General features: G+C 72.0%; 22 protein-coding genes and 1 pseudogene. 14 read left to right on the top strand and 9 right to left on the bottom strand.

The window, feature by feature from the left end:
* The first annotated feature begins 124 nt into the window (after positions 1-124).
* Positions 125-3,010, top strand: coding sequence for an aminomethyl-transferring glycine dehydrogenase (gcvP, locus tag ACF08N_RS34970; RefSeq protein ID WP_392328772.1), 2,886 nt, complete (start codon positions 125-127; stop codon positions 3,008-3,010).
* 81 nt (positions 3,011-3,091) lie between these two features.
* Here gcvP and ACF08N_RS34965 read toward each other — a convergent pair whose 3' ends face one another.
* Both ACF08N_RS34965 and ACF08N_RS34960 read right to left on the bottom strand, forming a co-directional pair.
* Positions 3,092-3,298, bottom strand: a complete 207-nt coding sequence (locus ACF08N_RS34965) for a DUF5999 family protein (protein WP_392328771.1) — start codon at positions 3,296-3,298, stop codon at positions 3,092-3,094.
* A gap of 304 nt (positions 3,299-3,602) precedes the next feature.
* Positions 3,603-4,193 carry a hypothetical protein gene (locus ACF08N_RS34960; RefSeq protein ID WP_392328770.1) on the bottom strand — a complete coding sequence of 197 codons (591 nt, stop codon included), beginning with the start codon at positions 4,191-4,193 and terminating at the stop codon, positions 3,603-3,605.
* Between the two features lie 491 nt (positions 4,194-4,684).
* On the opposite strand from ACF08N_RS34960, the gene ACF08N_RS34955 reads away from it, so the two are divergent.
* On the top strand, positions 4,685-6,196 hold the full coding sequence (locus tag ACF08N_RS34955; RefSeq protein WP_392328769.1) for a glutamate-cysteine ligase family protein: 1,512 nt from the start codon (positions 4,685-4,687) through the stop codon (positions 6,194-6,196).
* A gap of 35 nt (positions 6,197-6,231) precedes the next feature.
* Here ACF08N_RS34955 and ACF08N_RS34950 read toward each other — a convergent pair whose 3' ends face one another.
* A complete protein-coding gene (locus ACF08N_RS34950; RefSeq protein WP_392328768.1) occupies positions 6,232-8,025 on the bottom strand; it encodes a substrate-binding and VWA domain-containing protein in 1,794 nt (597 codons plus the stop codon).
* 184 nt (positions 8,026-8,209) lie between these two features.
* Here ACF08N_RS34950 and ACF08N_RS34945 point away from each other — a divergent pair, with 184 nt between their 5' ends.
* Complete coding sequence (locus tag ACF08N_RS34945) at positions 8,210-9,007, top strand: CPBP family intramembrane glutamic endopeptidase (protein ID WP_392328767.1); 798 nt, start codon at positions 8,210-8,212, stop codon at positions 9,005-9,007.
* Positions 9,008-9,044: 37 nt separating this feature from the next.
* Here the strand turns inward: ACF08N_RS34945 and ACF08N_RS34940 are convergent, their stop codons facing one another.
* A complete protein-coding gene (locus ACF08N_RS34940; protein ID WP_392328766.1) occupies positions 9,045-9,866 on the bottom strand; it encodes a PhzF family phenazine biosynthesis protein in 822 nt (273 codons plus the stop codon).
* Positions 9,867-10,003: 137 nt separating this feature from the next.
* On the opposite strand from ACF08N_RS34940, the gene ACF08N_RS34935 reads away from it, so the two are divergent.
* Positions 10,004-10,618, top strand: a complete 615-nt coding sequence (locus tag ACF08N_RS34935) for a PadR family transcriptional regulator (protein ID WP_392328765.1) — start codon at positions 10,004-10,006, stop codon at positions 10,616-10,618.
* A gap of 52 nt (positions 10,619-10,670) precedes the next feature.
* Here the strand turns inward: ACF08N_RS34935 and ACF08N_RS34930 are convergent, their stop codons facing one another.
* A complete protein-coding gene (locus ACF08N_RS34930; protein WP_392328764.1) occupies positions 10,671-11,099 on the bottom strand; it encodes an SRPBCC family protein in 429 nt (142 codons plus the stop codon).
* Between the two features lie 248 nt (positions 11,100-11,347).
* Here ACF08N_RS34930 and ACF08N_RS34925 point away from each other — a divergent pair, with 248 nt between their 5' ends.
* From ACF08N_RS34925 to ACF08N_RS34900, 6 genes and pseudogenes are all read left to right on the top strand, one after another.
* A complete protein-coding gene (locus tag ACF08N_RS34925) occupies positions 11,348-11,887 on the top strand; it encodes a Clp protease N-terminal domain-containing protein (protein WP_392328763.1) in 540 nt (179 codons plus the stop codon).
* Between the two features lie 31 nt (positions 11,888-11,918).
* Positions 11,919-12,911 carry a DMT family transporter gene (locus ACF08N_RS34920; protein ID WP_392328762.1) on the top strand — a complete coding sequence of 331 codons (993 nt, stop codon included), beginning with the start codon at positions 11,919-11,921 and terminating at the stop codon, positions 12,909-12,911.
* Between the two features lie 164 nt (positions 12,912-13,075).
* Entirely contained in the window at positions 13,076-14,056 is a 981-nt protein-coding gene (locus ACF08N_RS34915) for a DMT family transporter (protein WP_392328761.1), read from the top strand.
* 116 nt (positions 14,057-14,172) lie between these two features.
* Positions 14,173-14,484, top strand: a complete 312-nt coding sequence (locus ACF08N_RS34910) for a hypothetical protein (RefSeq protein ID WP_392328760.1) — start codon at positions 14,173-14,175, stop codon at positions 14,482-14,484.
* 620 nt (positions 14,485-15,104) lie between these two features.
* Complete coding sequence (locus ACF08N_RS34905) at positions 15,105-15,608, top strand: nucleoside deaminase (RefSeq protein WP_392328759.1); 504 nt, start codon at positions 15,105-15,107, stop codon at positions 15,606-15,608.
* A 129-nt stretch (positions 15,609-15,737) separates the two neighbouring features.
* Positions 15,738-16,149: pseudogene (locus ACF08N_RS34900) on the top strand (histidine phosphatase family protein); the annotation flags it as partial.
* A 74-nt stretch (positions 16,150-16,223) separates the two neighbouring features.
* On the opposite strand, the gene ACF08N_RS34895 reads toward ACF08N_RS34900, so the two are convergent.
* Entirely contained in the window at positions 16,224-16,607 is a 384-nt protein-coding gene (locus ACF08N_RS34895) for a hypothetical protein (protein ID WP_392328758.1), read from the bottom strand.
* A 207-nt stretch (positions 16,608-16,814) separates the two neighbouring features.
* Between ACF08N_RS34895 and ACF08N_RS34890 the strand changes: the two genes are divergently transcribed.
* Complete coding sequence (locus ACF08N_RS34890) at positions 16,815-17,228, top strand: hypothetical protein (protein WP_392328757.1); 414 nt, start codon at positions 16,815-16,817, stop codon at positions 17,226-17,228.
* Positions 17,229-17,280: 52 nt separating this feature from the next.
* Complete coding sequence (locus ACF08N_RS34885; protein WP_392328756.1) at positions 17,281-18,567, top strand: hypothetical protein; 1,287 nt, start codon at positions 17,281-17,283, stop codon at positions 18,565-18,567.
* Positions 18,568-18,670: 103 nt separating this feature from the next.
* Here ACF08N_RS34885 and ACF08N_RS34880 read toward each other — a convergent pair whose 3' ends face one another.
* On the bottom strand, positions 18,671-19,354 hold the full coding sequence (locus tag ACF08N_RS34880) for a pyridoxamine 5'-phosphate oxidase family protein (protein WP_392328755.1): 684 nt from the start codon (positions 19,352-19,354) through the stop codon (positions 18,671-18,673).
* A 36-nt stretch (positions 19,355-19,390) separates the two neighbouring features.
* Here ACF08N_RS34880 and ACF08N_RS34875 point away from each other — a divergent pair, with 36 nt between their 5' ends.
* Positions 19,391-20,722: an aminotransferase class I/II-fold pyridoxal phosphate-dependent enzyme gene (locus ACF08N_RS34875; RefSeq protein WP_392328754.1), complete on the top strand. Its 1,332-nt coding sequence runs from the start codon at positions 19,391-19,393 to the stop codon at positions 20,720-20,722.
* Here the strand turns inward: ACF08N_RS34875 and ACF08N_RS34870 are convergent.
* Positions 20,713-21,774, bottom strand: coding sequence for a DMT family transporter (locus ACF08N_RS34870; protein WP_392328753.1), 1,062 nt, complete (start codon positions 21,772-21,774; stop codon positions 20,713-20,715). The genes ACF08N_RS34875 and ACF08N_RS34870 overlap by 10 nt on opposite strands.
* A gap of 74 nt (positions 21,775-21,848) precedes the next feature.
* On the opposite strand from ACF08N_RS34870, the gene ACF08N_RS34865 reads away from it, so the two are divergent.
* A complete protein-coding gene (locus ACF08N_RS34865; RefSeq protein ID WP_392328752.1) occupies positions 21,849-22,751 on the top strand; it encodes a LysR family transcriptional regulator in 903 nt (300 codons plus the stop codon).
* Here the strand turns inward: ACF08N_RS34865 and ACF08N_RS34860 are convergent.
* Positions 22,740-23,207, bottom strand: a complete 468-nt coding sequence (locus ACF08N_RS34860; RefSeq protein WP_392328751.1) for a pyridoxamine 5'-phosphate oxidase family protein — start codon at positions 23,205-23,207, stop codon at positions 22,740-22,742. The two genes, ACF08N_RS34865 and ACF08N_RS34860, sit on opposite strands and share 12 nt — an antisense overlap.
* Positions 23,208-23,287 lie beyond the last annotated feature (80 nt).

Below are 23,287 nucleotides of genomic sequence, written 5' to 3'. Positions count from 1 at the left end.
ACCGGCGCGTCGTCCCATGGCGCCCGGTGAAGCTCTCAGGTTCGAGATGACAGAGGGGGAGGCCGTCCGGGCATCCGCGCCGTGATGCCCCTCGCAGGTCGTACATGACCAGGAGGCCTCCCACATGACCGCCAACCGCATTCCGCTCTCCCAGCTGGAGCGAGGCACCCCCTTCGAGCAGCGTCACATCGGGCCCGACGCCGCTGCTCAGGCCAAGATGCTCGCACAGGTGGGCTACGGATCGCTCGACGAGCTGACCGCCGCCGCGGTGCCGGATGTGATCAAGAGCGCCGAGGCGCTGAACCTCCCCGACGCCCGCACCGAGGCCGACGTCCTCGCCGAACTGCGTTCGCTCGCCGACCGCAACCAGGTGCTCGCGCCCATGATCGGCCTCGGCTACTACGGCACCTTCACGCCGCCGGTCATCCTGCGCAACGTCATGGAGAACCCTGCCTGGTACACCGCGTACACCCCGTACCAGCCGGAGATCTCCCAGGGACGGCTCGAGGCCCTGCTGAACTTCCAGACCGTCGTCGCCGACTTGACGGGCCTGCCGACATCCGGCGCCTCCCTCCTGGACGAGGGCACCGCGGCCGCCGAGGCCATGTCGCTCGCCCGCCGGGTCGGCAAGGTCAAGGGCGGCGTCTTCCTCGTCGACGCCGACGCCCTGCCGCAGACCGTCGCCGTGATCGAGACCCGTGCCGAGCCCACCGGCGTCGAGGTCGTCACCGCCGACCTCAGCGAGGGCATCCCGGCTGAGATCGCCGAGCGCGGCGTCTTCGGCGTGCTGCTCCAGTACCCCGGCGCCTCCGGTGCCGTGCGGGACCTGAAGCCGGTCGTCGAGCAGGCGCACGAGCTCGGCGCGATCGTCACGGTCGCCGCCGACCTGCTGGCCCTCACCCTGCTGACCTCGCCCGGCGAGCTCGGCGCGGACATCGCCGTCGGCACCACCCAGCGCTTCGGCGTCCCGATGGGCTTCGGCGGCCCGCACGCCGGTTACATGGCCGTGCGCGACAAGTTCGCCCGCAGCCTGCCCGGCCGCCTCGTCGGCGTCTCCGTCGACGCGGACGGCAACAAGGCCTACCGGCTCGCGCTCCAGACCCGTGAGCAGCACATCCGCCGCGAGAAGGCCACCAGCAACATCTGCACCGCTCAGGTGCTGCTCGCCGTGATGGCGGGCATGTATGCCGTCTACCACGGTCCCGACGGCCTGCGCGGCATCGCCGAGCGCACCCACCGCTACGCCACCGTCCTCGCCGACGGGCTGCGGGCCGGCGGTGTCGAGGTCGTGACCGGCACCTTCTTCGACACCCTCACCCTCCGCGTGCCCGGCAAGGCCGCCGACGTCGTCGCCGCCGCGCGAGAGGGCGGGGTCAACCTGCACCTCGTGGACGCCGACCACGTCTCCGTCGCCTGCGACGAGACCACCGGCCGCGAGCAGCTCACGGCCGTGTGGTCCGCGTTCGGCGTCGAGGGCGACATCGAGGCGCTGGACGCGGCGAGCACCGAAGGCCTGCCGGCCGCGCTGCTGCGCTCCGACGACTACCTGACCCACCCCGTCTTCCACCAGCACCGCTCCGAGACCGCGATGCTGCGCTACCTGCGCAAGCTCGCCGACCGCGACTACGCGCTGGACCGCGGCATGATCCCGCTCGGCTCCTGCACGATGAAGCTGAACGCGACGACGGAGATGGAGCCGGTCACCTGGCCGGAGTTCGGCCAGATGCACCCCTTCGCGCCCGTCGAGCAGGCCGAGGGCTATCTGACGCTCATCAACGAGCTGGAGGAACGTCTCTCCGAGGTCACCGGCTACGACAAGGTCTCGATCCAGCCCAACGCCGGTTCCCAGGGCGAGCTGGCCGGTCTGCTGGCCGTGCGCGCCTACCACCGCGCAGGCGGCGACGAGCAGCGCACCGTGTGCCTGATCCCGTCCTCCGCGCACGGCACCAACGCCGCCAGCGCCGTGATGGCCGGCATGAAGGTCGTGGTCGTGAAGACCGCCGACGACGGCGAGATCGACGTCGAGGACCTGCGCGCCAAGATCGAGCAGTACAGCGACGAGCTGTCCGTCCTGATGATCACCTACCCGTCGACGCACGGTGTGTTCGAGGAGCACGTCGCCGACATCTGCGCCCAGGTGCACGACGCCGGCGGCCAGGTCTACGTGGACGGTGCGAACCTCAACGCGCTCGTCGGTCTCGCCAAGCCGGGCAGGTTCGGCGGCGACGTCTCGCACCTGAACCTGCACAAGACCTTCTGCATCCCCCACGGCGGTGGCGGTCCGGGCGTCGGACCGGTCGGCGTGCGCGCGCATCTCGCGCCGTACCTGCCGAACCACCCGCTGCAGCCGACCGCGGGCCCCGAGACGGGCGTCGGCCCGATCTCGGCCGCGCCGTGGGGCTCGGCCGGCATCCTGCCGATCTCCTGGGCGTACGTCCGTCTGATGGGCGGCGAGGGCCTCAAGCGGGCCACGCAGGTCGCGGTGCTCGCGGCGAACTACATCGCCAAGCGCCTGGAGCCGCACTACCCGGTGCTCTACACCGGTCCTGCGGGTCTGGTCGCCCACGAGTGCATCGTCGACCTGCGGCCGCTGTCGAAGGCGACCGGTGTCAGCGTCGACGACATCGCCAAGCGCCTGATCGACTACGGCTTCCACGCGCCCACCATGTCGTTCCCGGTGGCCGGCACGCTGATGATCGAGCCGACGGAGAGCGAGGACCTGACCGAACTCGACCGCTTCTGCGACACGATGATCGCGATCCGCGCCGAGATCGAGAAGGTCGCGACGGGCGAGTGGCCCGCGGAGGACAACCCGCTGCGCAACGCCCCGCACACCGCGGGTGCGCTCGGCGGCGAGTGGAACCACGCCTACAGCCGTGACGAGGCCGTCTTCCCGGCCGGGGTGAACGCCGCGGACAAGTACTGGCCGCCGGTCCGCCGTATCGACGGCGCCTTCGGCGACCGCAACCTCGTCTGCTCCTGCCCGCCGCTGGACGAGTACGACAACTGACGTTCTCGGGGCTCGGCGCGCATGGATCGGGGCCGGTACGGAGAACTCTCCGGCCGGCCCCCGGTCGTATCGGTGACCGCGCTACGCGGCCGTGACCACCTGCCCGGTCTCACGCGGCCGGTGGGGGGCGATGATCTGCCCGTCGGGCAGCAGTTCGCCGGTGTCCTCGAAGAGGAGAACGCCGTTGCACAGAAGGCTCCAGCCCTGCTCCGGGTGGTGCGCCACCAGGCGTGCCGCCTCCCGGTCGGCTGAGTCGGGCGTGGGGCAGGCTGGCTGGTGCTGGCACATGGATGGGTTCTTTCGCTGCGATGTGGTGAGTGTCCTGCGGCTCGATGAGCTGTTCATGGCCGCCCCCGTATCTGTATCGGTCCGATCCCAGTGTTCCCCCACGGGCGTCGATCCGCAGGGATTTCACAGCAGCTCTTCCTACTGATTGATGACGCATCACCCGCGCGGACGGTTCAACGCAACTGGGCTGTCCTTTCGGGTGGTTCGCCATGGCCCGGCAGGACTAGTCAGGCCGGGCCCTGCGCCCGCTCGTCAGTACGCCCCGCGACCGGACGGTCGCGGGGCGTACTGACGTCGCGCGAGGTCAGGCGGCAGGTGAGTCGAACAGGGACTCCGGCGTCAGCCGCAGGGTCAGCACGGGCAGCAGATCGGCGACCTGGTGCGGCCGGTGGGCCGCGATGCCGGGCGGAGCCGGTGCGAGCGGCACCAGGACGTCGGTCGGCTGAAGGGTGCCGGCGGAGGCGTCCGCCTCGGTGTCGTGATGGAGCCAGAGCGTGAGCATGTAGAGCTCCGGCACGGAAAGGAGCCGCGGCTGGAAAGGCGGCCCCATCGCCTCTGCCTGGCGCAGCGCACGTTCGGTGGAACCGAGATAGGGGCCTTCGAAGAAGTGGGAAAAGGCCCAGCCGTCGGGCGTCAGCCGGGTGTCCGCCGCAGCCACGGCGCGATCGCCGCTGCGGATCAGGAAGCGCCACCCGGCGAGCCGGGTGTACGGGGCGCTGCCATTCGGAACCACCCGGTCCAGGACATGGACGGGAAGCGGCAGTTCGGGGCTCAGAGGTCCCTGGACGGACCTCAGAGCGGGCGTCGGAGCCTCACGGACGGCCGTGGGGGAACCGAGTGCTGCGAGAACGCTGCGCAGGGCGGGCGCGGGGGCCGGAGGAACATGCAGCGGCATGATGGGTCGCCTCTCGCTCAGGAGACACGGTGATGCGGGGAGATGCGGACGGCACTGTCGGCGTACGGGCCGCGCGGGGCCGGAAAGACCACCTGGCGCCGAGTCTCGGCCCATCGGCAGAGTTTATACGACCCGTGTTCACGCTTCGTTTCCGCTAGCCGACGCCGGTATTTCCCGCAAGGCGAATACAGGTCCCTCGCGCCAGGGGTTTCCGGCGCGATTTCCGTGGTGTCGCGGCCGTGGCCTGCGGTTTTCTTCACGGCGTGGTAGGCCGAATCCGGACGGTGTTTAACGATGCATCCGTCCCGGAAAGTGACCGTCGCATCACACCGGGGAAAGTGCCCGATGAATGTGCCCCGTGCCCGAAGACTCCCAGCCTATCGGGAGCGGACCTGCCGCACGGGCGTTACGGATCAAAGAGTCTGGGCATTATCGTCCGTGACACGAGCGGCCCACGTTGCGTGGCTGCCCACTCGAGGAGGGACGCTTCGATGGGGGAGAAGATCGTGGCAGGCGGGTTCGACCTGTCCGATCGGCAACGGTACCGGCGCAAGCTCCAGCAGTGCCTGGCAGCGCTCGGGCGGCTGCTCGCGGAGAAGAGGTTCGACCGCCCCAGGAATCTGATGGGACTGGAGATAGAGCTGAATCTCGCCGATGCGGACGGGACTCCGCGGATGATGAATGCGGAAGTGCTCTCGCGCATCTCGAGTCCGGATTTCCAGACCGAGCTCGGAATGTTCAATCTGGAAGTAAACATCGTTCCGCACCGGCTCGACGGGCACGTTTTCGATCAGTTGGCGGAGGAGTTGCGGACCGGTCTCGGATATGCCGACCGCAGGGCCGCGGACCTCGGGTCCGGGCTCGTGATGATCGGAATTCTGCCCACCCTGCGGCAGTCCGATCTCGTCTCCGCCAATCTCTCCGACGTCGACCGCTACATGCTGCTCAACGATCAGATCGTGGCCGCACGCGGCGAGGACTTCACCCTCGACATAGAGGGCGTCGAGAGGCTGACCTGCACCTCGGAGTCGATCGCGCCCGAATCGGCCTGCACATCGGTCCAGCTGCACCTCCAGGTGACGCCCGCCCGGTTCGCCGACGTGTGGAACGCGGCGCAGGCCGTTGCGGCCGTCCAGGTCGCCGTCGGCGCCAACTCGCCGTTCCTGTTCGGCAGGGAGCTGTGGCGCGAGTCGCGGCCGCCGCTGTTCCAGCAGGCGACCGACACCCGCCCGCCCGAACTCCAAACGCAGGGGGTGCGTCCGCGCACCTGGTTCGGCGAGCGCTGGGTGAACTCCGCGTACGACCTCTTCGAGGAGAACCTGCGCTACTTCCCCGCGCTGCTGCCGTTCTGCGACGACGAGGACCCGCTGCGGGTGCTGGACGACGGCGGGGTCCCCCGGCTCCAGGAGCTCGTCCTGCACAACGGCACCGTCTACCGGTGGAACCGGCCGGTGTACGCGGTCGTCGACGGAGTGCCGCACCTGCGCGTGGAGAACCGCGTCCTGCCCGCCGGGCCCACGGTCGCCGACGTCGTCGCGAACGCCGCCTTCTACTACGGACTCGTACGGGCGCTGGCCGAGGAGGCGCGGCCGGTGTGGTCCCGGCTCCCCTTCGCGGCCGCCCACGAGAACTTCGAGACCGCCTGCCGCCACGGCATCGACGCCGACCTGCTGTGGCCGCGCCCCGGCCGCGGCGGCGGCGTCACCCGGGTGCCCGTCACGGCGCTCGTGCGCGACGAACTGCTCCCGCTGGCAGCGGCCGGTCTGGACGCGTGGAACATCGAGCCCGCCGACCGCGACCGGTACCTCGGCATCATCGAGGAACGCTGCCGACGCCGGACGAACGGCGCGTCCTGGCAGGTGGACACCTTCCACCGGGCACTGGAGGCCGGCCTGGAGAGGGACGCGGCCCTCGCGGCGACCACCCGGCGCTACGGCGAGCTGATGCGCGAGGGGGAGCCCGTGCACACCTGGCCCGTCGGGTTCCCCGGCGCGGCCTCGTGACGGGCCGGGCCGGCTGACGGGGCCGGGACCGGCCGTCAGCCGGCCGCGCCGCTCTTCTGCCCGACCGCCATAATCGCCTTGAGGATCACCGACGTGATCTCCGCCGGGTCGCTCACCTGGTAGCCCGCGCCGCCCGTCGCCCTGGCGATCTCGTCCACCTCCTGGAGGTCCGCCTCCGGCCCGATGGCAATGGCGATCACCGGTACCGGGGTGTTGGGGTTGTCCAGCTGGTTCAGCTCGGAGATCAGACTGCTGCGGGTGATGCTGAACCGGTCCTGGTTCGAGCCGTCGGTGAGCACCACCATCGCGTTGAACTTGTCCTTCACATAGGTGTCCTGGGCCTTCTTGTAGACCGCGAGCGTGGTGTCGTACAGGCCGGTCGCGCCGTTGGGGACGGCGGCGAGGTCGTCGAACGCCTCGGCGAGCCGGGCCCGCTGGGTACCGGGCTTTCCCACCGGGCCCAGCGGGTCCGTCGGCACGACCTCGCGGTAGTCGTTCGGGCCGTCGAGCCCGGTCGCGAACTCCCACAACCCGATCTCGTCCTCGGGCGTGAACTGGTCCAGCGCCTTGCGCAGCGCCGCCCTGGTGACATCGAGCCGGGTCTGTGTGCCCCGCCCCGGCACCGGCGTCTGCATCGACCCGGAGATGTCGACGACCGTGGTGAGCCGGGCGCTCTGCACGGTGATGGTCCACATGCCGAGCGTCTGCTGGACCGCGTCCGCCGGGACGGGTTCGGACACCGCGCCCTCGGCGGCGAACGGCTGCGGGGCCCGCCCGCCCGCCGCACGGACCAGCTGCCCGTCCACGGGCCTGCCCGGCGCCCGGAACCCCTGCCGCGTGAGGGCGGCGCGCGCCTCCGGCTCCTCCAGCAGCAGCATGAAGCGGGTGGCCGCCCTGCTCTCGTCGGTGGACAGGTCGGTCTCGTCCACGAGCTCGTACGGGTAGTCCAGCATCGGGCTGCCGTCCTCGGGATAGAACAGCCGCAGGTCGGGGACTCCCTCGCCGGCCGACGCGTTGTACGCGAACGCTGCCTGCTCCGCGAGGAAGACGGCCTGGTTGCGGGCCGGGTCACCGGCGGCCTGGCCCGCGTCCGCGCGCGACAGGGTGTTCGCGGCCGCCGTGTCCGTGTCCGACACCCGCTGGGACAGCAGCTTGGCCGTCGCCGCGACGCCGGTGTCCGCGTCCGGGTCCGTCCGCTGAGCGGAGCGGGAGACGCTCGTGAGCGCGAGCAGCCCGGTGGCGCTGCGGGCCGGGTCGGCGGAGCCCAGGCGGATGTCGTCCGTGGCCGTCGCCGCCTCGGTGAGCTCCGCCCACGTGTACGTCGTGCGCGGCCAGCCCATTTCGGCGGCGGCGGACGGCACGGTGGCCAGGACCACCGGGGTGCGGGCGACATTGCCGGCGGGCGTGAGCGGCACGCCGTCGCCGGTGCTCCGGACGCGTTCCGCCCAGATCTCGGAGTCCGGTACCCAGACCTCGTAGTCAGGGCTGTTCGACCCGGTCGACAGCAATTCCGCCACTTCGTGGTTCTCGCGGGAGACGACCTGTACGTCCATGCACTGGCCGTCGGACCTGATGCCCTGTTCGCGGGCCCGTTCGGCGGTCTCCCTGACGGCCGGTGCGAGGTCGGGCGACACGGCCACGTCGATCCTGACGGCGGAGTCCTCGCAGGAACCGGCGAAGGAGAGCAGACCGCTCTCCACGGCCGCCCCCGCCCCGGCCGCGACGCCGAGCACGAGCGAGGTGGCGATGGCGGTCGTGCGACGGCGTACGCGAGGACGGGACCTGCCTCCCTCCGTCGCGTCGGCGTCGGGCAAGCTGTGACGTCCCATGCGGTGGTGCCCCTCCTTGTGCGGTGTGCAAGGAAAAAGGGGACCGCGTCATCGTGATGACGTGTGTCCCCCCGGCCTGTCGCGCGCGATCTTCGTACCTGCATTCGAGACCCTAGCGGCACGAGGACGGGGACGAGACGGGATTGGCGAACTGGAGGCAGTTGTGCAGGCGGAGCCGGGAGGCATGGCCGATTCTCTTCCCCGGGAGAGCTCGTCACGGAAGATCCTGAGGTCCGAGACGGTGCTCGTCCTCGCGCTGTCACTGGGCGCGAGCGGGGTGTCGGCCCTGATCAGCTTTGTCGGGTCGTTGACGAAGCCAGGGGGGCTCAAGGACCAGGCGGCGATGCTCAACGCGTCGCAGGCGCCGGGCCGGCCGTGGCTCGATCTCGCCTGGCAGCTCTTCGGTATCACCACCGCTCTGGTGCCCGTGCTGCTCGTCGCCCACTTCCTGGTCCGCGAGCGCGCCGGGCTCGGGGCGATCGGCTTCGACCGGAGCCGCCCGTGGTCGGACCTCGGCAGGGGCGCGCTGGTGGCGGCGGGCATCGGAAGCGCCGGGCTGGCCTTCTACCTCGGAGCACGCGCCGCGGGGTTCAATCTCACCGTCGTACCGGAATCGCTGCCCGACGTGTGGTGGAAGTACCCGGTGCTGATCCTCTCGGCGCTCCAGAACTCCGTGCTGGAGGAGGTGATCGTCGTCGGCTACCTGCTGCGCAGGCTGGGGCAGCTGGGGTGGTCGCCGGTGGCCGCGCTGGCCGCGAGCTCGGTGCTGCGCGGGTCGTACCACCTCTACCAGGGCGTGGGCGGGTTCGTCGGCAACATGGTGATGGGCGTCGTCTTCGTGCTCCTCTACCGCCGTTGGGGCCGGGTCGGCCCCCTGGTGGCGGCCCATGCGCTGCTCGACATCGTGGCCTTCGTGGGCTACGGGCTGCTGGCCGGCCACGTGTGCTGGCTGCCCACGCCGACAGGCCCCGAGCACTGCTGAGGGGCGTACGGCACCGGCCGTACGCCCCGGCTCCTGCTCAGGGCGCCGTCAGCAGCTCCCCGTCGACGACGGTCACGGCGCCGCCCCTGAGCAGCGTCCGCTCGCCGCGCAGCACGGTGCGGACCAGGCCCGAACGGGCGGACGCCTGGAGCCCGGTCAGTTCGTCGCGGCCCAGGCGCGCGGACCAGAACGGCGCGAGCGCGGTGTGCGCGCTGCCGGTGACCGGGTCCTCGTCGATGCCGACCCGCGGGAAGAAGCAGCGGGAGACGAAGTCGTAGCCCGCCGACGGGTCCCCGGCCGCGGCGGTCGCGATGATGCCCCGCTCGGAGTGCGCCACCAGGGCCGCGAAGTCGGGCGCGAGCGAGCGGACCGTCCGTTCGTCGGCCAGCTCCACCAGCAGATCGCCGACGTGCTCGCCGGTGTCGTGGGCGGAGAGGACCTCGGCACCGAGCGCCTTCGCGATGCCGTCGGGAACGGTGAGGGGCGTGAGCGGCGAGGTGGGGAAGTCGAGGGTGATCGTCGCGTCGTCGTGGGCCGTGGCGGTCAGGATGCCGCAGCGTGCGCGGAAACGGACGGTGCCGCTCGCGGCGCCCGTGGTGTGCAGGACGTGCGCGGTGGCAAGGGTGGCGTGCCCGCACATGTCGACCTCGGTGGCCGGGGTGAACCAGCGCAGCGCCCAGTCGGCCGCGCCTCCGTCGGGCAGGGGGTGGGCGAAGGCGGTCTCGGAGAGATTCACCTCCTTGGCCACGTTCTGGAGCCAGGTGTCGTCCGGGAAGCCGTCGGAGTCGAGCAGCAGGACTCCGGCCGGGTTTCCGGCGAAGGGACGGTCGGTGAAGGCGTCGACGATTCGAATCCGCATGCCGTGACCGTAGAGGCCGGGTAAAGCCGCAGGCCAAGGCCAATCGCGGGGAGCTGGACCCATGGGCATTGCCATACGACAGTTTCCGATATATCGTTGACGCATCGCGACAGATCAACGATGGAAGGAGCGTAGCGATGCGTTCACATGGACACGGCCAGGAAGGCGAACACGGCCGGGGCCGTGGGCACTGCGGGCCCGGCCATCAGGGTCGGGGCGAATGGGAGAGCCGGCGTGCGGCGTTCGGGCCCTGGGGGCCTCCGTTCGGCGGACCCTTCGGCGGCGGACGCGGGCGCGGCGGCGGCCGGGGCAGGGCGCGGCGCGGCGATGTGCGCGCCTCGATCCTGGCCCTGCTCAAGGACCGGCCGATGCACGGTTACGAGATGATCCAGGAGATCGGCGAGCGCAGCGGCGGGGCATGGAAGCCCAGCCCGGGCTCGGTCTACCCGACGCTCCAGCTCCTCGAGGACGAGGGTCTGATCGTCTCCGAGAGCGAGGGCGGCAAGAAGCTGTTCACGCTCACCGACTCCGGCCGCGCCGAGGCCGAGACGGGGCCGGAGGCCCCGTGGGAGGAGGCCGGGCGTGGCGTCGACTGGGACACGGTCAACGAGATCCGCCAGGCCGGCTTCGGGCTGATGGAGGCATTCGGCCAGGTCTGGAAGACGGGCAGCACCGAGCAGCGGCAGAAGGCCGTCGCTGTCATCAACGAGGCCCGCAAGAAGCTCTACCTGATCCTCGCCGACGAGCACTGAAGCGCAGACCGGCACCGAGGGGCCCCGCACACGCGGGGCCCCTCGCGCATGCTCAGGCGACCAGGCCGCCCAGCTTGCGCAGCGACTCGTTGAGCGCCGCCGTCGCCGAGTCCTTGAGCTTTCCGGCCATGAGCGAGACCGCCGCGCCCGTGAACTCGCCGTCGATGCGCACCGTCGTCGCCGAGCCGTCCGGGACGAGTTCGTAGCGCGTGCCGACGTTCACGGACATCGGTCCCTTGCCCCGGATGGCGAGCACCCGCTCGGTCTCCAACTCCTCTACCGTCCAGGTCACCTCGGCGGGGAAGCCCATCAGCTTCATGTTCTCCGCGAACGTGGCGCCCCTCTCCAGGGGCTCGGGGCCGCCCTGGGGGAAGCTGGTGTGCGTGGCGTTCCAGCGGCCGTACGAGGCGAAGTCCGTCAGCTGGGCCCAGACCTTCGCCGCCGGCGCCTCGATGCGTGCCTCCGCGCTGACCTCGGCCATGCGGCCACCCCTTCCAGTCGGGTTACGGTGCCGGGGAACGTAGCCCCGAGTGCCCGAACATTCAATACTGACGACCCATCAGATATGCCCGGCCGGGCGGGCAAGGCGGCGCGCCGCCCCGAGGGGGAGATGTCGCGATCTCATCCGTAAGGAGGAGAAACCGGCCAGGTGTGCCCAACCTCCGTGGGATGCGCACATGCTCCCCTGCGGGGACGCCGCGGACGCCCTCGCCTGATGAGGTGGATACCGTGCAAAGCCCCATGCCGCGGGTGCCCCGGCAGCCCGCCCCCGTCCGTGCAGAGATCGAGGACTCGCTCACCGTCGAGCTGGCCTCGGTGGTCGCGGGCGCGCGCCGCAGGGCGCTGCGCGACGGCGACCGGCAGATCGACACGGCTCACCTCCTGCACTCGCTGCTGGAGTCCGACGCGGACGTCAGGGCGGCGGTCGGCGACGGGGCGCAGGTCGCGCGCGTGCTCGGCTACCTCGTGCAGCGCAGCATCGGCTACGGGCTGCGCTGGCAGGGGTCGGTGGAGGACTCGGGGGCGCTTCCGGTGGTGCGCGCGGCCGCCGTGCCCGGCTGGTCGCCGTCGGCCGTCGCCGCCATGACGGGCGCTCTCGCCCGGGCGCAGATGCGTGGCGATCTGCGGGCCCAGGGCATCGACGTGCTCGCCCGCATCGTCACCGATCCCGCGTGCCGGGCCGTCGAGGTCCTGCGCCGCGCGGGCGTCGACACCGCGCAGGTCGGCGAACGGATCGCGGCAGCGTCTCGACATGTGTCACGGGGGTGACGGTCCTGACGCGCCCTGCCATCATGTCCGGATGCGCACGTCTTCGGGAAGAAGCGCCGGCCTGGGCATCGCCCTCGGGTCGGCCTTCGCTTTCGGTGGTTCGGGAGTCGCGGCCAAGCCGCTGATCGAGGCGGGGCTCGACCCGCTTCATGTGGTGTGGCTGCGGGTGGCGGGCTCCGCCCTCCTCATGCTGCCGCTGGCCTGGCGCCATCGCGCCCTCGTGCTGCGCAGGCCCGCACTGCTCGCCGGCTTCGGTCTGCTGGCCGTCGCGGGCGTGCAGGCCTGCTACTTCGCGGCGATCTCCCGCATCCCCGTCGGCGTCGCGCTCCTCATCGAGTACCTGGCGCCCGCCCTCGTGCTCGGCTGGGTCCGCTTCGTGCAGCGCCGCCCGGTGACCCGCGCCGCGGTCGTCGGCGTCGTCCTCGCTGCGGCGGGACTCGCCTGCGTCGTCGAGGTGTGGGCCGGGCTGAGCTTCGACGTCCTCGGCCTGCTGCTCGCGCTCGGCGCCGCCTGCTGCCAGGTCGGCTACTTCGTCCTGTCCGACCAGGGCGGCGACAGCGAGGACGCGCCCGACCCGCTGGGCGTCATCGCCTACGGCCTCCTCGTCGGCGCGGCCGTGCTGACCCTCGTGGCCAGGCCCTGGGGCATGGACTGGTCACTGCTGGCGGGCCGCGCGGACATGAGCGGCACCGAGGTGCCCGCGGCGCTGCTGCTCGGCTGGATCGTGCTGATCGCCACCGTGCTCGCGTACGTCACCGGAGTCGTCTCGGTGCGCATGCTGTCCCCGCAGGTCGCCGGTGTCGTGGCCTGCCTGGAGGCGGTCGTCGCGACCGTGCTGGCCTGGGTGCTGCTCGGCGAGCACCTGTCCGCCCCGCAGATCGCCGGTGGCGCCGTGGTGCTGATCGGTGCCTTCATCGCCCAGTCGCAGGCGCCCAAGGCGCCGTCCGGGCCGGTCGCCGAGGGCGGACGGGAATCCGTCCGCGACGGCGTCGGCGAGTTGTCCGCCGGATATCCCGCGCCGTAGGGTGACGCCCATGCATTCGACCGTACTTCCGCCGCCTGCCGCTTAGCGCGGGCGGCCGTTCTTCGACGAGGACCGGGCTCGGGGTGCTCCCGAGCGGTTCGCCGCTGCCCGCGTGACGGAGCCGAGCGACCCCTCATCCCCTGTCCTCCACACGGAGAAGTCACGTGTCGAATTCCTCCACAGCTCCTGTCGGCGTGCCCGTCGGACGGAGCCTCGTCTACCTCGTGTTCGCCGGAGTCGCCTGGGGCACCGCCGGTGCCGCGGCCTCCCTCGTCTTCGCGGTGAGCGACCTCGGTCCTCTCTCGCTGTCCTTCTGGCGCTGCGCGGGCGGACTCCTGCTGCTGCTCGCCGTCCTCGCGGTACGCGTCCGCCGGCGTGCGACCGCCCCCGCACCCCGCACCGTCGCCGAGACCCGTGGGCGCAGGTACCTGCGCATAGTCGGCACCGGCGTGGGACTGACCCTCTTCCAGAGCGCGTACTTCGCCGCCGTCGAGTCGACCGGTCTCGCCGTGGGCACGGTGGTCACGCTCGGCGCGGGACCCGTCCTCATCGCCGTCGGCGCCCGGATCACCATGGGTGAACGCCTCGGCCGGGGCGGCACCGTCGCGGTGGCCGGAGCCCTCACCGGACTCGGCGTGCTGGTGCTCGGCGGCGAGGGCGGAACCGTGCGGCCCGCCGGTGTCGCGCTCGCCCTGCTGTCCGCGGCCGGGTACGCGGCGATCACCCTGCTGACGCGATGGCTGGGCCGGGACGGCGGAGGCGGCGACTCCCTGTCGACGACGGCCTGGGCCTTCGCGATCGGCGCGGTCGGCCTGCTGCCCATGGCGCTCGCCGAGGGCCTGCTGCCGCACACCGCGGACCCCGCCCGTGTGGTGTGGCTGCTCGTGTACGTCGCGGCCGTGCCCACGGCGCTCGCGTACGCGCTCTACTTCACGGGCGCGGCCGTGGTCCGCGCCGCCACCGTCTCCGTGATCATGCTGCTGGAACCGGTGAGCGCTGCCGTCATCGCGGTGACGCTGCTGGGCGAACGCCTGACGTCGGCGACGGTGGTCGGCACGCTGCTCCTGCTGGCGGCCGTGGCGGGGCTCGCGGTGGCCGAGGCCCGGGTAGCCGCGGTCCGCAGGCGGGCGATGGCCCCGGCCTGAGGGGTGGGGGCGGCGGGGCCGGACGGCCCCCGCCCGTGCGGCGCGTGGGCGGGCGGTGCGGCCTGCACGGTGTGGGGGTGGGCGGTGCTGCTACCCGCACGGCGTGTGGGCGGGCGGTGCGGCCTGCACGCGCGTGGGGCGGGCGCGGCGGCCTGTACTGCGCGGGCCGGCGCTGCCGCCCGCACGGTGTGCGGGGCTGGCGCGGCGACTCGCACGTGTGTGGGGGACGGCGCGCCGCCCCCACCGCACGCGCGGGCGCGCCTGCCCGCTGCCAGGTCAAGGGCGGCCGGGCCACATACGACGGCTACTGGCACACCTGGTGGATCAAGACCCCTGCGGTCGGCATGGTCCCGTCGCTCTACATGAGCGAGATCTTCCTGACCGGCGGAGGCAACGACGAGCCGGACACGGGCCTGCCCATCTGCTGAACCCTGACCATCACGACATAACGCCCCGGGTGCCGAAAGCGGCGTCCGGGGGCGTTTCGGTACGCACCGGTCCTGAAGACGCGTTCCGTGATTCACCGGACCGATCACAAACTATGGCCGGAATACGGCGGAGTGGGACAACGTCGCAGCGCCAACCGCGGCTCCTGTAGAAGCCTACGAAGAGCCGACGGGCGCTTTCATGTCTTTTACTCCTAGCTGGCGCCACTCGGTTGGCTGTGTACTCCTCAACAAGTTGCAACGGAACAAGCCACGTTGCAACGCCGCAGGGACGGTCGAAGTCGCCATGGACCGCCGTCGGCCACCACTCTGCCCGATCCTCCTGACATCGTGCCCAACGAAGGAGAAAGCCGTGTCTCAGACGTTATCCGGTCGGCATGTCGAGATCGCCTGGCCTGATCTGGGTATCACGGTTACCGCCGAACTCGAAGGTCACACCGGAGCGCATTTTCGGCGCCCAGCCGTGATGGTCTCCCACGGGTGCCATCGGCAGCACTGATCCGAAGGCGGCACCCGCGGGGGCCCCCTTGTCACCCCGGGTGCGGCGTCCCGCACGGGCAGAGCATCCGGGGAGTCCCCAACCTCTTCGAAATGGAGTGACCATGACCGCACACATCCAGGAAACGACCGTCCAGGAGTTCGAGCGCGCCTGGATGGAACAGGCGATCAGCCTGGCCACCAACAGCGTGATGAACGGCGGCGGTCCGTTCGGCGCACTGGTCGCCAAGGACGGCGAGGTGGTCGCGACCGGCAACAACCAGGTCACCGCGACCCTGGACCCGGTGGCACACGCCGAGGTCAGCGCGATGCGTGCCGCCTGCAAGGAGCTGGACACCTTCTCGCTTCAGGGCTGCGTCCTGATCACCTCGTGCGAGCCGTGTCCGATGTGCCTTGCCTCCGCACTGTGGGCGCGAGTCGACCGGATCGTCTACTCCGCCGACCGGCACGATGCCGCGGTGGCCGGCTTCGACGACCGCAAGTTCTACGACCTGTTCGAGAAGAAGCCCCAGTCGATGTGGCCGATGTCGGTCGAGCGGCTGGACCTGCCGAACCGTACGGCGCCGTTCGACGCGTGGCTGGCCAAGTCCGACCGCGTCGACTACTGACAAGGAGCTCTTGTGGTGCCGTCGCGGCACGACTTCACGCTGGTGTTCAACGAAGCCTCGTCCACCAGGAGGTCGCCGGCCGCAACGAGGGGAGCGTTCCTCCACCTCCCGGGCCGTCGCGCCGGCGATGGGCATCCGCGGCCAACGATCCGGGCCGCAGCTACTTCGGGTGGTCACGAGAGTTGGACATCGCCGACGGCACTCGGGCTGCTGCGGCACGGTGAGACGCCGCTGACGCCGGAGAAGCGGTTCTCCGGCAGCGGCGGCTCGGATCCGTCGCTGTCCGAGGCCAGGCGGCGAGTCGGTGGCGCGGCGGGTGGCCTTGGCGCGGGATGTGCTGCTGGCACGGCACGCGGGGGGCACCGTGCTTGTCGTCTCGCACGTCGGTCCGCTGAGGACGCTGGTGCGGTTGGCGCTGGGTGCGCCGGCGGAGTCGCTGTTCCGGAGGGAGCTGGCGGCGGCGTCGCTGTCGGCAGTGGCGTACGACGCGGAGGGGAACGCGTCGGTGCGGCTGCTCAATGACACGAGGCACCATCGGTAAGAGGGGGAGACTTTCGCGGGATGCCGCGGCCGTGACCGGCCGCGGCATCCCGCGCTTCGCGTGGGGCCTCCTGCTCAGCAGTGGTCCACGGAGTCCGAGGGGTCCTGGCCGATGTTGACGTTGCCGCCCCACACATAGACGTTGTTGCGCGTGGGCTCGACGACGTGACCGTCGTGGACGTGGCCCTTGTACCAGACGTCGGTGCCGTAGCCGCCGATCGTGACGTACTGGCCGCGGACGTAACAGACGCCGTCCATGTAATAACGGTCCTTGACCGTACCGGTGTTGAGGAGCAGCCGACTGGCCGAGGTGGCCGCCTCCCGGACGTTGCTGTTCGTCTGGAGCGAGACGTAGAAACCGGAGGCGCCGGCGTGCGCGGTTCCGGTGCCGCCGAGCAGGGCGAGAGCGGCTCCGGCCGCGAGGCCGGCGGCGGTGAATCGGGTGCTGCGCTGGGGCATGGGAGTCCTCCGTCGGATGCGTGGCCCTCGCGGACCGCGGCGTGCCTTCCCCGTGGGACGGGCCCCGCGGCCGCCTCGTATGCCCCGGATGCCGGTCCGCGGCCGTGCGGCGGGATGGCGCCGGTCGCCCTCATACGGCGGGCGGCGCCGACCCGTCGAGTCGGTGGTGCGGGTGACGCACCGTCCACCCCGGCCGAAGGAGACGACATGACGAGGAATCCGGCGAGGCGCACCGCCGCACTGGGCGGCGCGGCCGCGGCACTGAGCGCCCTCGCGACGGCCCTGGGCGCGGTACCCGCACAGGCACAGGCCGAGCAGCCGCCGCCCTACCCCGTCTTCAGCACCTGGGCGACCGACGTCAACGTGCGGGTCGGCGACTCGCCCGGCTACCGCTGCGCCGAGTTCCCGTCCCCGGGCAACTGCCCCAAGGTGAAGGGGCAGGCCCAGCCCGGCGACCGGCTCGCGGTCGTCTGCCAGACCAAGGGTGAGCAGGTCGGCACCAACCCCAATTGGGTGTTCGTCGAGAACCGGACACGCGGCTTCGACGGCTGGATGGCCGGCTACTACATCGCGCACCCGGACAACTGGCTGCCCGGCGTCCCGCAGTGCTACGGGCCGTGAGCCCCGTCCGCCCCGACAGCGAACCGTCCCGACCCGAGGAGGTCCGGCAACCATGACCCCGAACCACCCCTTCGTCCCCGCCCTGACGCGGCTCGCGCCTACGCGGCGCCGACGCCGTGCGGCCGGCCCGGCAGCAGCCGGCAGCGGCATCCGCCGGCGCTCCGCCCTCGCAGGCGTGCTCTCGACGGGCCTCGCGGTGCTCCTGTCGTCCACGGCGGCCGCCACCACCGGTTCCGGCGCGGCGGCCGTTCCGCCGTCCCCGCAGCCGCGCGCCGCGCAGGCCGAGGTGCCCGCCGGGGTGACGGCGGGGGTCGCGGTCTTCGACCGGCAGACCGGCACGTTCACCGAGCAGGTCAACAGCGCCGGCCAGTTCCGGTCGGCCTCCGTGGTGAAGATCCTGATCGCTCTCGATCTGCTGTGGAACCGCAGCCCGGACGCCCTGGCGCCGTCCGACCGCTCCCGCGTCGACGCGATGCTGCGCGGCAGCGACGACAGCGCGGCGAGCCACTTCTGGGCGAACAACGGCCAGGGCGCCGTCATCGACCGCATGGTCCCGAGGCTCGGTCTCACGGACACCGCCCGGCCTCCGGCGTCGCACCCGGGTTTCTGGGGCTACACGGCCCTGTCCGCGCGCGACACCGTCAGGATCTACCGGTACCTGCTGGACTCGGCCCCGGCAGCCGTACGCGACTACGTGCTGAACAACCTGCGGCGGTCCACCCGCTGCGCCACCGACGGCTACGACCAGCACTTCGGCATCGCGGGGGCCTTCGACAAGCCGTGGGCGGTGAAGCAGGGCTGGTCGGGCTTCGATTCGGGCGGGTGCACCGCCGCCGCGAGCAGCCGCACGACGGGTACGGCCGGTTCGGACGGAGGCCCCGGGACGCGCGCCGCCGGGTCCGCCGCCGGCATCCGGGCCGTGGACCTCGCCCGTCCGGCGCTGCACACGACGGGTGTCGTCGGCGCGGGGGACCGTTCCATCGTGGCGGTCCTCACCCTCCACCCCGGCGGTACGCCGTACGGCAAGGCGTACACCGACGTGGGCCGGCTGACCCGCTCGCTCCACGTGCCCGGCGCCGCGCGCCCGGCGGGCACCTGGATCGGCACCTGGGGCAGCGGAGTACGCATCCGCTCCCAGGCCACCACCGGCTCCGCGGCCCTGACCACGCTGCCGGCGGGGGCGGAGGTGCTGGTCGCCTGCCAGAAGCGCGGCCAGCAGGTCAGCGTGCCGCCGTACGTCAACGACTGGTGGGCGTATCTGCCCCAGTACGGCGGCTACATGACCAACATCTACCTCAGCTCGCCGGACAACCAGGTCCCGGGCGTACCGGTCTGCTAGCCGGCACCGGCACCGGCACCGCCCTCGGCCTCGGCAGCCGCATCGGCACGGTGCCCGAACGGAGGGGCGGTGCGAACCGGTCCCGCCCCTCCGCCGTGCCGTCTCAGCCGAGCGCGGCCAGGTAGTCCGGCAGCGCCACCGAGTCCGCGAGGTCCTCCGACGGGACGGGGGCGCCGTACGCGGGGGCCACCGGGACGACACCGGCCCAGTGCGGGAGCGCCATGTCCTCCGGCTCGTCGTTCGGACCGCCCGCGCGGCACTTGGCGGACACCTCGGCGAGGTCGATGCGGATCACGGCCGTCGCCGCCAGCTCCTTGGCGTTCGCCGGACGCGAGTCCGCCGAGCGGCCCGCCACCACGTGGTCGACCAGGGCGTCGAGCGCCATGCGCTTCTCGTCGGGGTCGGTGACCTGGTACGCGGTGCCGTGGATCACCGCCGAGCGGTAGTTGATGGAGTGGTGGAAGGCGGAGCGCGCCAGCACCAGGCCGTCGACATGAGTGACCGTCAGGCACACGGCAAGGCCGGGATCCGCCTGGCCCGCCATCCGCAGCGGCCGCGAACCGGTCGATCCGTGGACGTACAGCGTCTCGCCGACGCGCGCGTAGAGGGTCGGCAGGACGACGGGCGCGCCGTCCCGGACGAAGCCGAGGTGACACACATAGGCGCCGTCGAGTATCGAGTGGACCAGCTCGCGGTCGTACGAGGCCCGCTCCCGGGACCGGGTGGGGACCGTGCGGGTGGTCGGCTCGTACGCGGAGGGGGTGTCCGGCTCGGCGGGGTGCGACATTGCAGAACTCCATTGCGCTAGTGCATAATGTGTTTTGTGCTAGGAGAGTATCGGATCACGGGCAGACGCGCATCGGAGATTGCCGGGAGCATCGAGCGCGCGGTGGGTACGGGCGACCTCGAACCGGGTCAACTGCTCCCGCCCATGCGGGAATTGGCGAACGATCTCGGGGTCAATCCCAATACCGTGGCCGCCGCCTACCGGACCCTGCGCGAGCGCGGCGTCATCGAGACCGCCGGCCGGCGGGGCAGCCGGGTGCGCCCGCGCCCCGCGAGCACGCCGCGCAACGCCATCCGGATCGAGGCACCGCCCGGTGTGCGCAACCTCAGCGAGGGCAATCCCGACACGGCGCTCCTGCCGCCGCTCGACGAGGCGCTGGCCGCCGCGGCCCGCCGGCACGCCGAGCACCCGACGCTCTACGGGGAGGGGCCGCTCGATCCGGAGTTCGCCCGCCGAGCCAGGGAGTCGCTCGCCGCCGACGGCGTTCCGCACGGGCCGCTCGCCGCCACCTCCGGCGCACTCGACGCCATCGAGCGCGTCCTCGCCGCCCATCTGCGAGCCGGGGACGCGATCGCGGTCGAGGATCCGGGGTGGGGCAGCCTGCTCGACCTGGTCACCGCCCTCGGGCTCAAGGCGCTGCCCGTCGGCCTCGACGACGACGGGCCGCTCACCGCCGACGTCGAGCGCGCCCTGGCGGCCGGGGCCCGCGCCCTCGTCGTCACCGACCGGGCGCAGAACCCCACCGGCGCGGTCCTGTCGGCCGGGCGGGCGGCGGAACTGCGCGCCGTCCTCGCCCGGTTCCCGCACACCCTCGTCGTCGAGGACGACCACGGGCACGCCATCGTCGACCAGCCCCTGCACCCGCTGGCCGGCGCCACCGTGCACTGGGCGTTCGTGCGCTCGGTGGCCAAGGCGTACGGACCGGATCTGCGCGTCGCGGTCCTCACCGGTGACACCGTCACCGTCGACCGGGTGCTGGGACGACTCGGGTTCGGACCGGGCTGGGTCAGCACCCTGCTCCAGCGCGCGGTCGCCCACCTGTGGGCGTCGGGGGCGGTCGACCCGCGGGTGGTGGCCCGGGCGTACGGCGAACGGCGCGATGCGCTCATCGGGGCACTGGCGCGCCGCGGTGTCACGGCGTACGGGCGCAGCGGGATGAACGTGTGGGTGCCCGTGCCCGACGAGACCGGCGCGGTGACGCGGCTGCTGCATGCCGGGTGGGCGGTGGCGCCCGGGGCCCGGTTCCGGATGTCGGCGGCGCCCGGCGTGCGCATCACCGTCTCCGGGCTGACGCAGGCGGACATCGAGCCGATCGCCGCGGCGGTGGCCGCGGCGATCGGCCCGGTGCCGGCGCGCAGCTACGGCTGAGCGGCGGGGGCGGTGGCCCTGTCGGCGGGTCCGCCGCATGCCGGTGCGGCGGCTGCCGGGGCGGGCCCGGCGGCCGCCGGGCCCGCGGCCGTCGTGGTACGCGTGCTCCTGGCGCGGCTCTGCGTGAGCGCCGCACCCGCCAGCACGATGAGCGCGCCGACGGGCGTGTTCCAGGCGAGCTGCTCGCCCAGCAGCGTCACGCCCGCCGCGGTGGCGATGACCGGGATGAAGTACGTCACCATCTGCGCCGTCGTCGGGCCGACCTCGGCGACCAGCCCGTACTGCACCAGCAGCGCCAGTCCCGTCCCCAGCGCACCGAGCGCGACGACCGCGAGCAGCGGCATCAGCGGGAACGAGGCCGGCATCGTGGTGAACAGCGGCGTGACGACGGCCAGTTGGACGGTGGCGAGACCCAGTTGCGCTCCGGTGAGCGACAGATGGGAGTGACTGGAGCCCGCGAGCGTACGGCGCACGTAGATCCAGCCGACCGGGTAGCTGAGGGAGGCCAGCAGCGCCATCGCCGTGCCGCGGACGTCGAGGCCCGAGAAGCCCTGCCACGCGCCGAGCACCGTCAGCACGCCGAGGAAGCCGATGCCCAGGCCCGCCACCCGGCGCCGGGTCGGCCGGTCCTCCGACAGTGCGACCAGGGACAGCGCCATGCCCCACAGCGGTGAGGTGGCGTTGCAGATGCCCGCGAGCGTCGAGGGGATCGTCAGCTCGGAGTAGGCGAAGAGCGAGAAGGGCAGCGCGTTGAGGAGGAACGCCGCGACGGCGAGATGGCCCCAGGTGCGCAGCCCGCGGGGCAGCCGCTCGCGCCGGAACGCCATGGCAGCCGCCAGGACGGCGGTGCCGAAGAAGAGTCGGCCGAAGGTGACCTGGAACGGCGCGTATGCCCCGGTGCCGATCTTGATCAGCAGGAAGCTGAAGCCCCAGACCGCCGAGAGCACCGCGAACCGGATGCGCCAGTCGACGGCACGGCGGTGCGAGACGGCCGGCGGAAGGGACGGGAGGGCGCGGCCGGACGAGGCCGGCGCTGAGGCAGCGGTGGTCATGTACTCAACCATCCCTGCTGCGATGTCTTAGGACAAGCGAGAAAAGATGGACCACTTCGCTTAGGATTGCTTACATGTTGAACCTGGAGCGCCTGCGCACCCTGGACGCCCTGGCCCGGCACGGCTCCGTGAGCGGTGCCGCCGACGGACTGCATGTGACGACCTCGGCCGTCTCCCAGCAGATGGCGAAGCTGGAGCGGGAGGTCGGCCAGCAGCTGCTCGCCAAGAACGGGCGCGGCGTACGCCTGACCGATGCCGGACAGCTCCTCGCCGACCATGCCGCACGGATCCTGTCCCAGGTCGAACTGGCCCAGTCCGACATCGAGGCGCAGCGCGGGCAGGTCGTGGGGGAGGTGCGGCTCGGCGCGTTCCCCACGGCGGCCCGCGGCCTGTTCCCCGCCGCCGTCTCCGCGCTGCGCGGCGACCACCCCGACCTGCGGGTGCGGACCTGCGAACTGGAGCCCGAGCTGGGCATCCGCGCGGTCATCCGCGGTGACCTCGATCTCGCGGTCGTCCTCGACTGGAGCAACAAGCGCCTGCCCGTGCCCGGCGGCCTCAGCCAGGCCCAGCTGCTCGACGACGTGCCGGATGTCGCGATGCCGGCCGGGCATCCCCTCGCGGACCGCGAGGAGGTGGATCTGGAGGAGTTCGCGGACGACGAGTGGGTCTCCTGGCCCGCGGGGGAGTTCTGCCACGACTGGCTGGTGTTCACCCTGCGTTCCAAGGGCTTCGAGCCCAAGATCGCCCACCAGGCCGGTGAACACCACACCCAGCTGGCGCTGATCGCCGGCGGCCTCGGCGTGTGCGTCGCTCCCCGGCTCGGCCGCGGTCCCGTCCCCGAGGGCGTCGCGCTCGTGCCCGTACGCCAGCGGATGCGCCGGCATGTCTACGCGGTGTGGCGCACGGACGCCGACCGCAGGCCGTCCATCAGGGCGGCCGTCGAGGCGCTCCGCGCGGCCGCGGGATCAGAGAGCTGACAGCTTCCTGAAGTCCCAGGAGGCGATCGCGTCGGGCGTCAGCCTGAGCCAGGCGTGCCGGCCGTCGTGCGGCATCGCGTCCAGGTCGAAGTTCTTGCGGGCGAACAGCGCCTCGGGCACCCGCAGTTCGGGGCAGTCGGCGCCCGTGCGCGGGGCCTCGCCGACGAACACGGCGGTGCCGGTGAGCTCCACGCCCCTGAGCTCGCCGTACTCCTCGCCGTCGTCGACCACGACGGCGATGCGCGGGTCGTGGCGCAGGTCGGCCCAGCGGCGGCTGCGGGTCAGCGAGTACAGCCACAGCGACGTGCCGTCCCAGGCGAACCACAGGGCGCTCACGTGCGGGCGGCCGTCCGGTGAGACGGTGGCCACCCGGCAGGTGCGCCGCTCGGTGAGGAAGGCGTCCAGCTCGGCGGGGGTCATCATGATGCGCCGGCCGCGGCGCTGGGTGACGGCCATCGGCGTCGTACCCCTTCCCTGTGCTGACGGTATGTCAGAAAGCATGGCGGCACTTCCTCCGTGGCGCAATGGCGGCTACC

Source organism: Streptomyces sp. NPDC015127 (genome assembly GCF_043080095.1).
Classification (GTDB): domain Bacteria; phylum Actinomycetota; class Actinomycetes; order Streptomycetales; family Streptomycetaceae; genus Streptomyces.
This window is presented reverse-complemented; position numbering and strand designations above follow the sequence as displayed.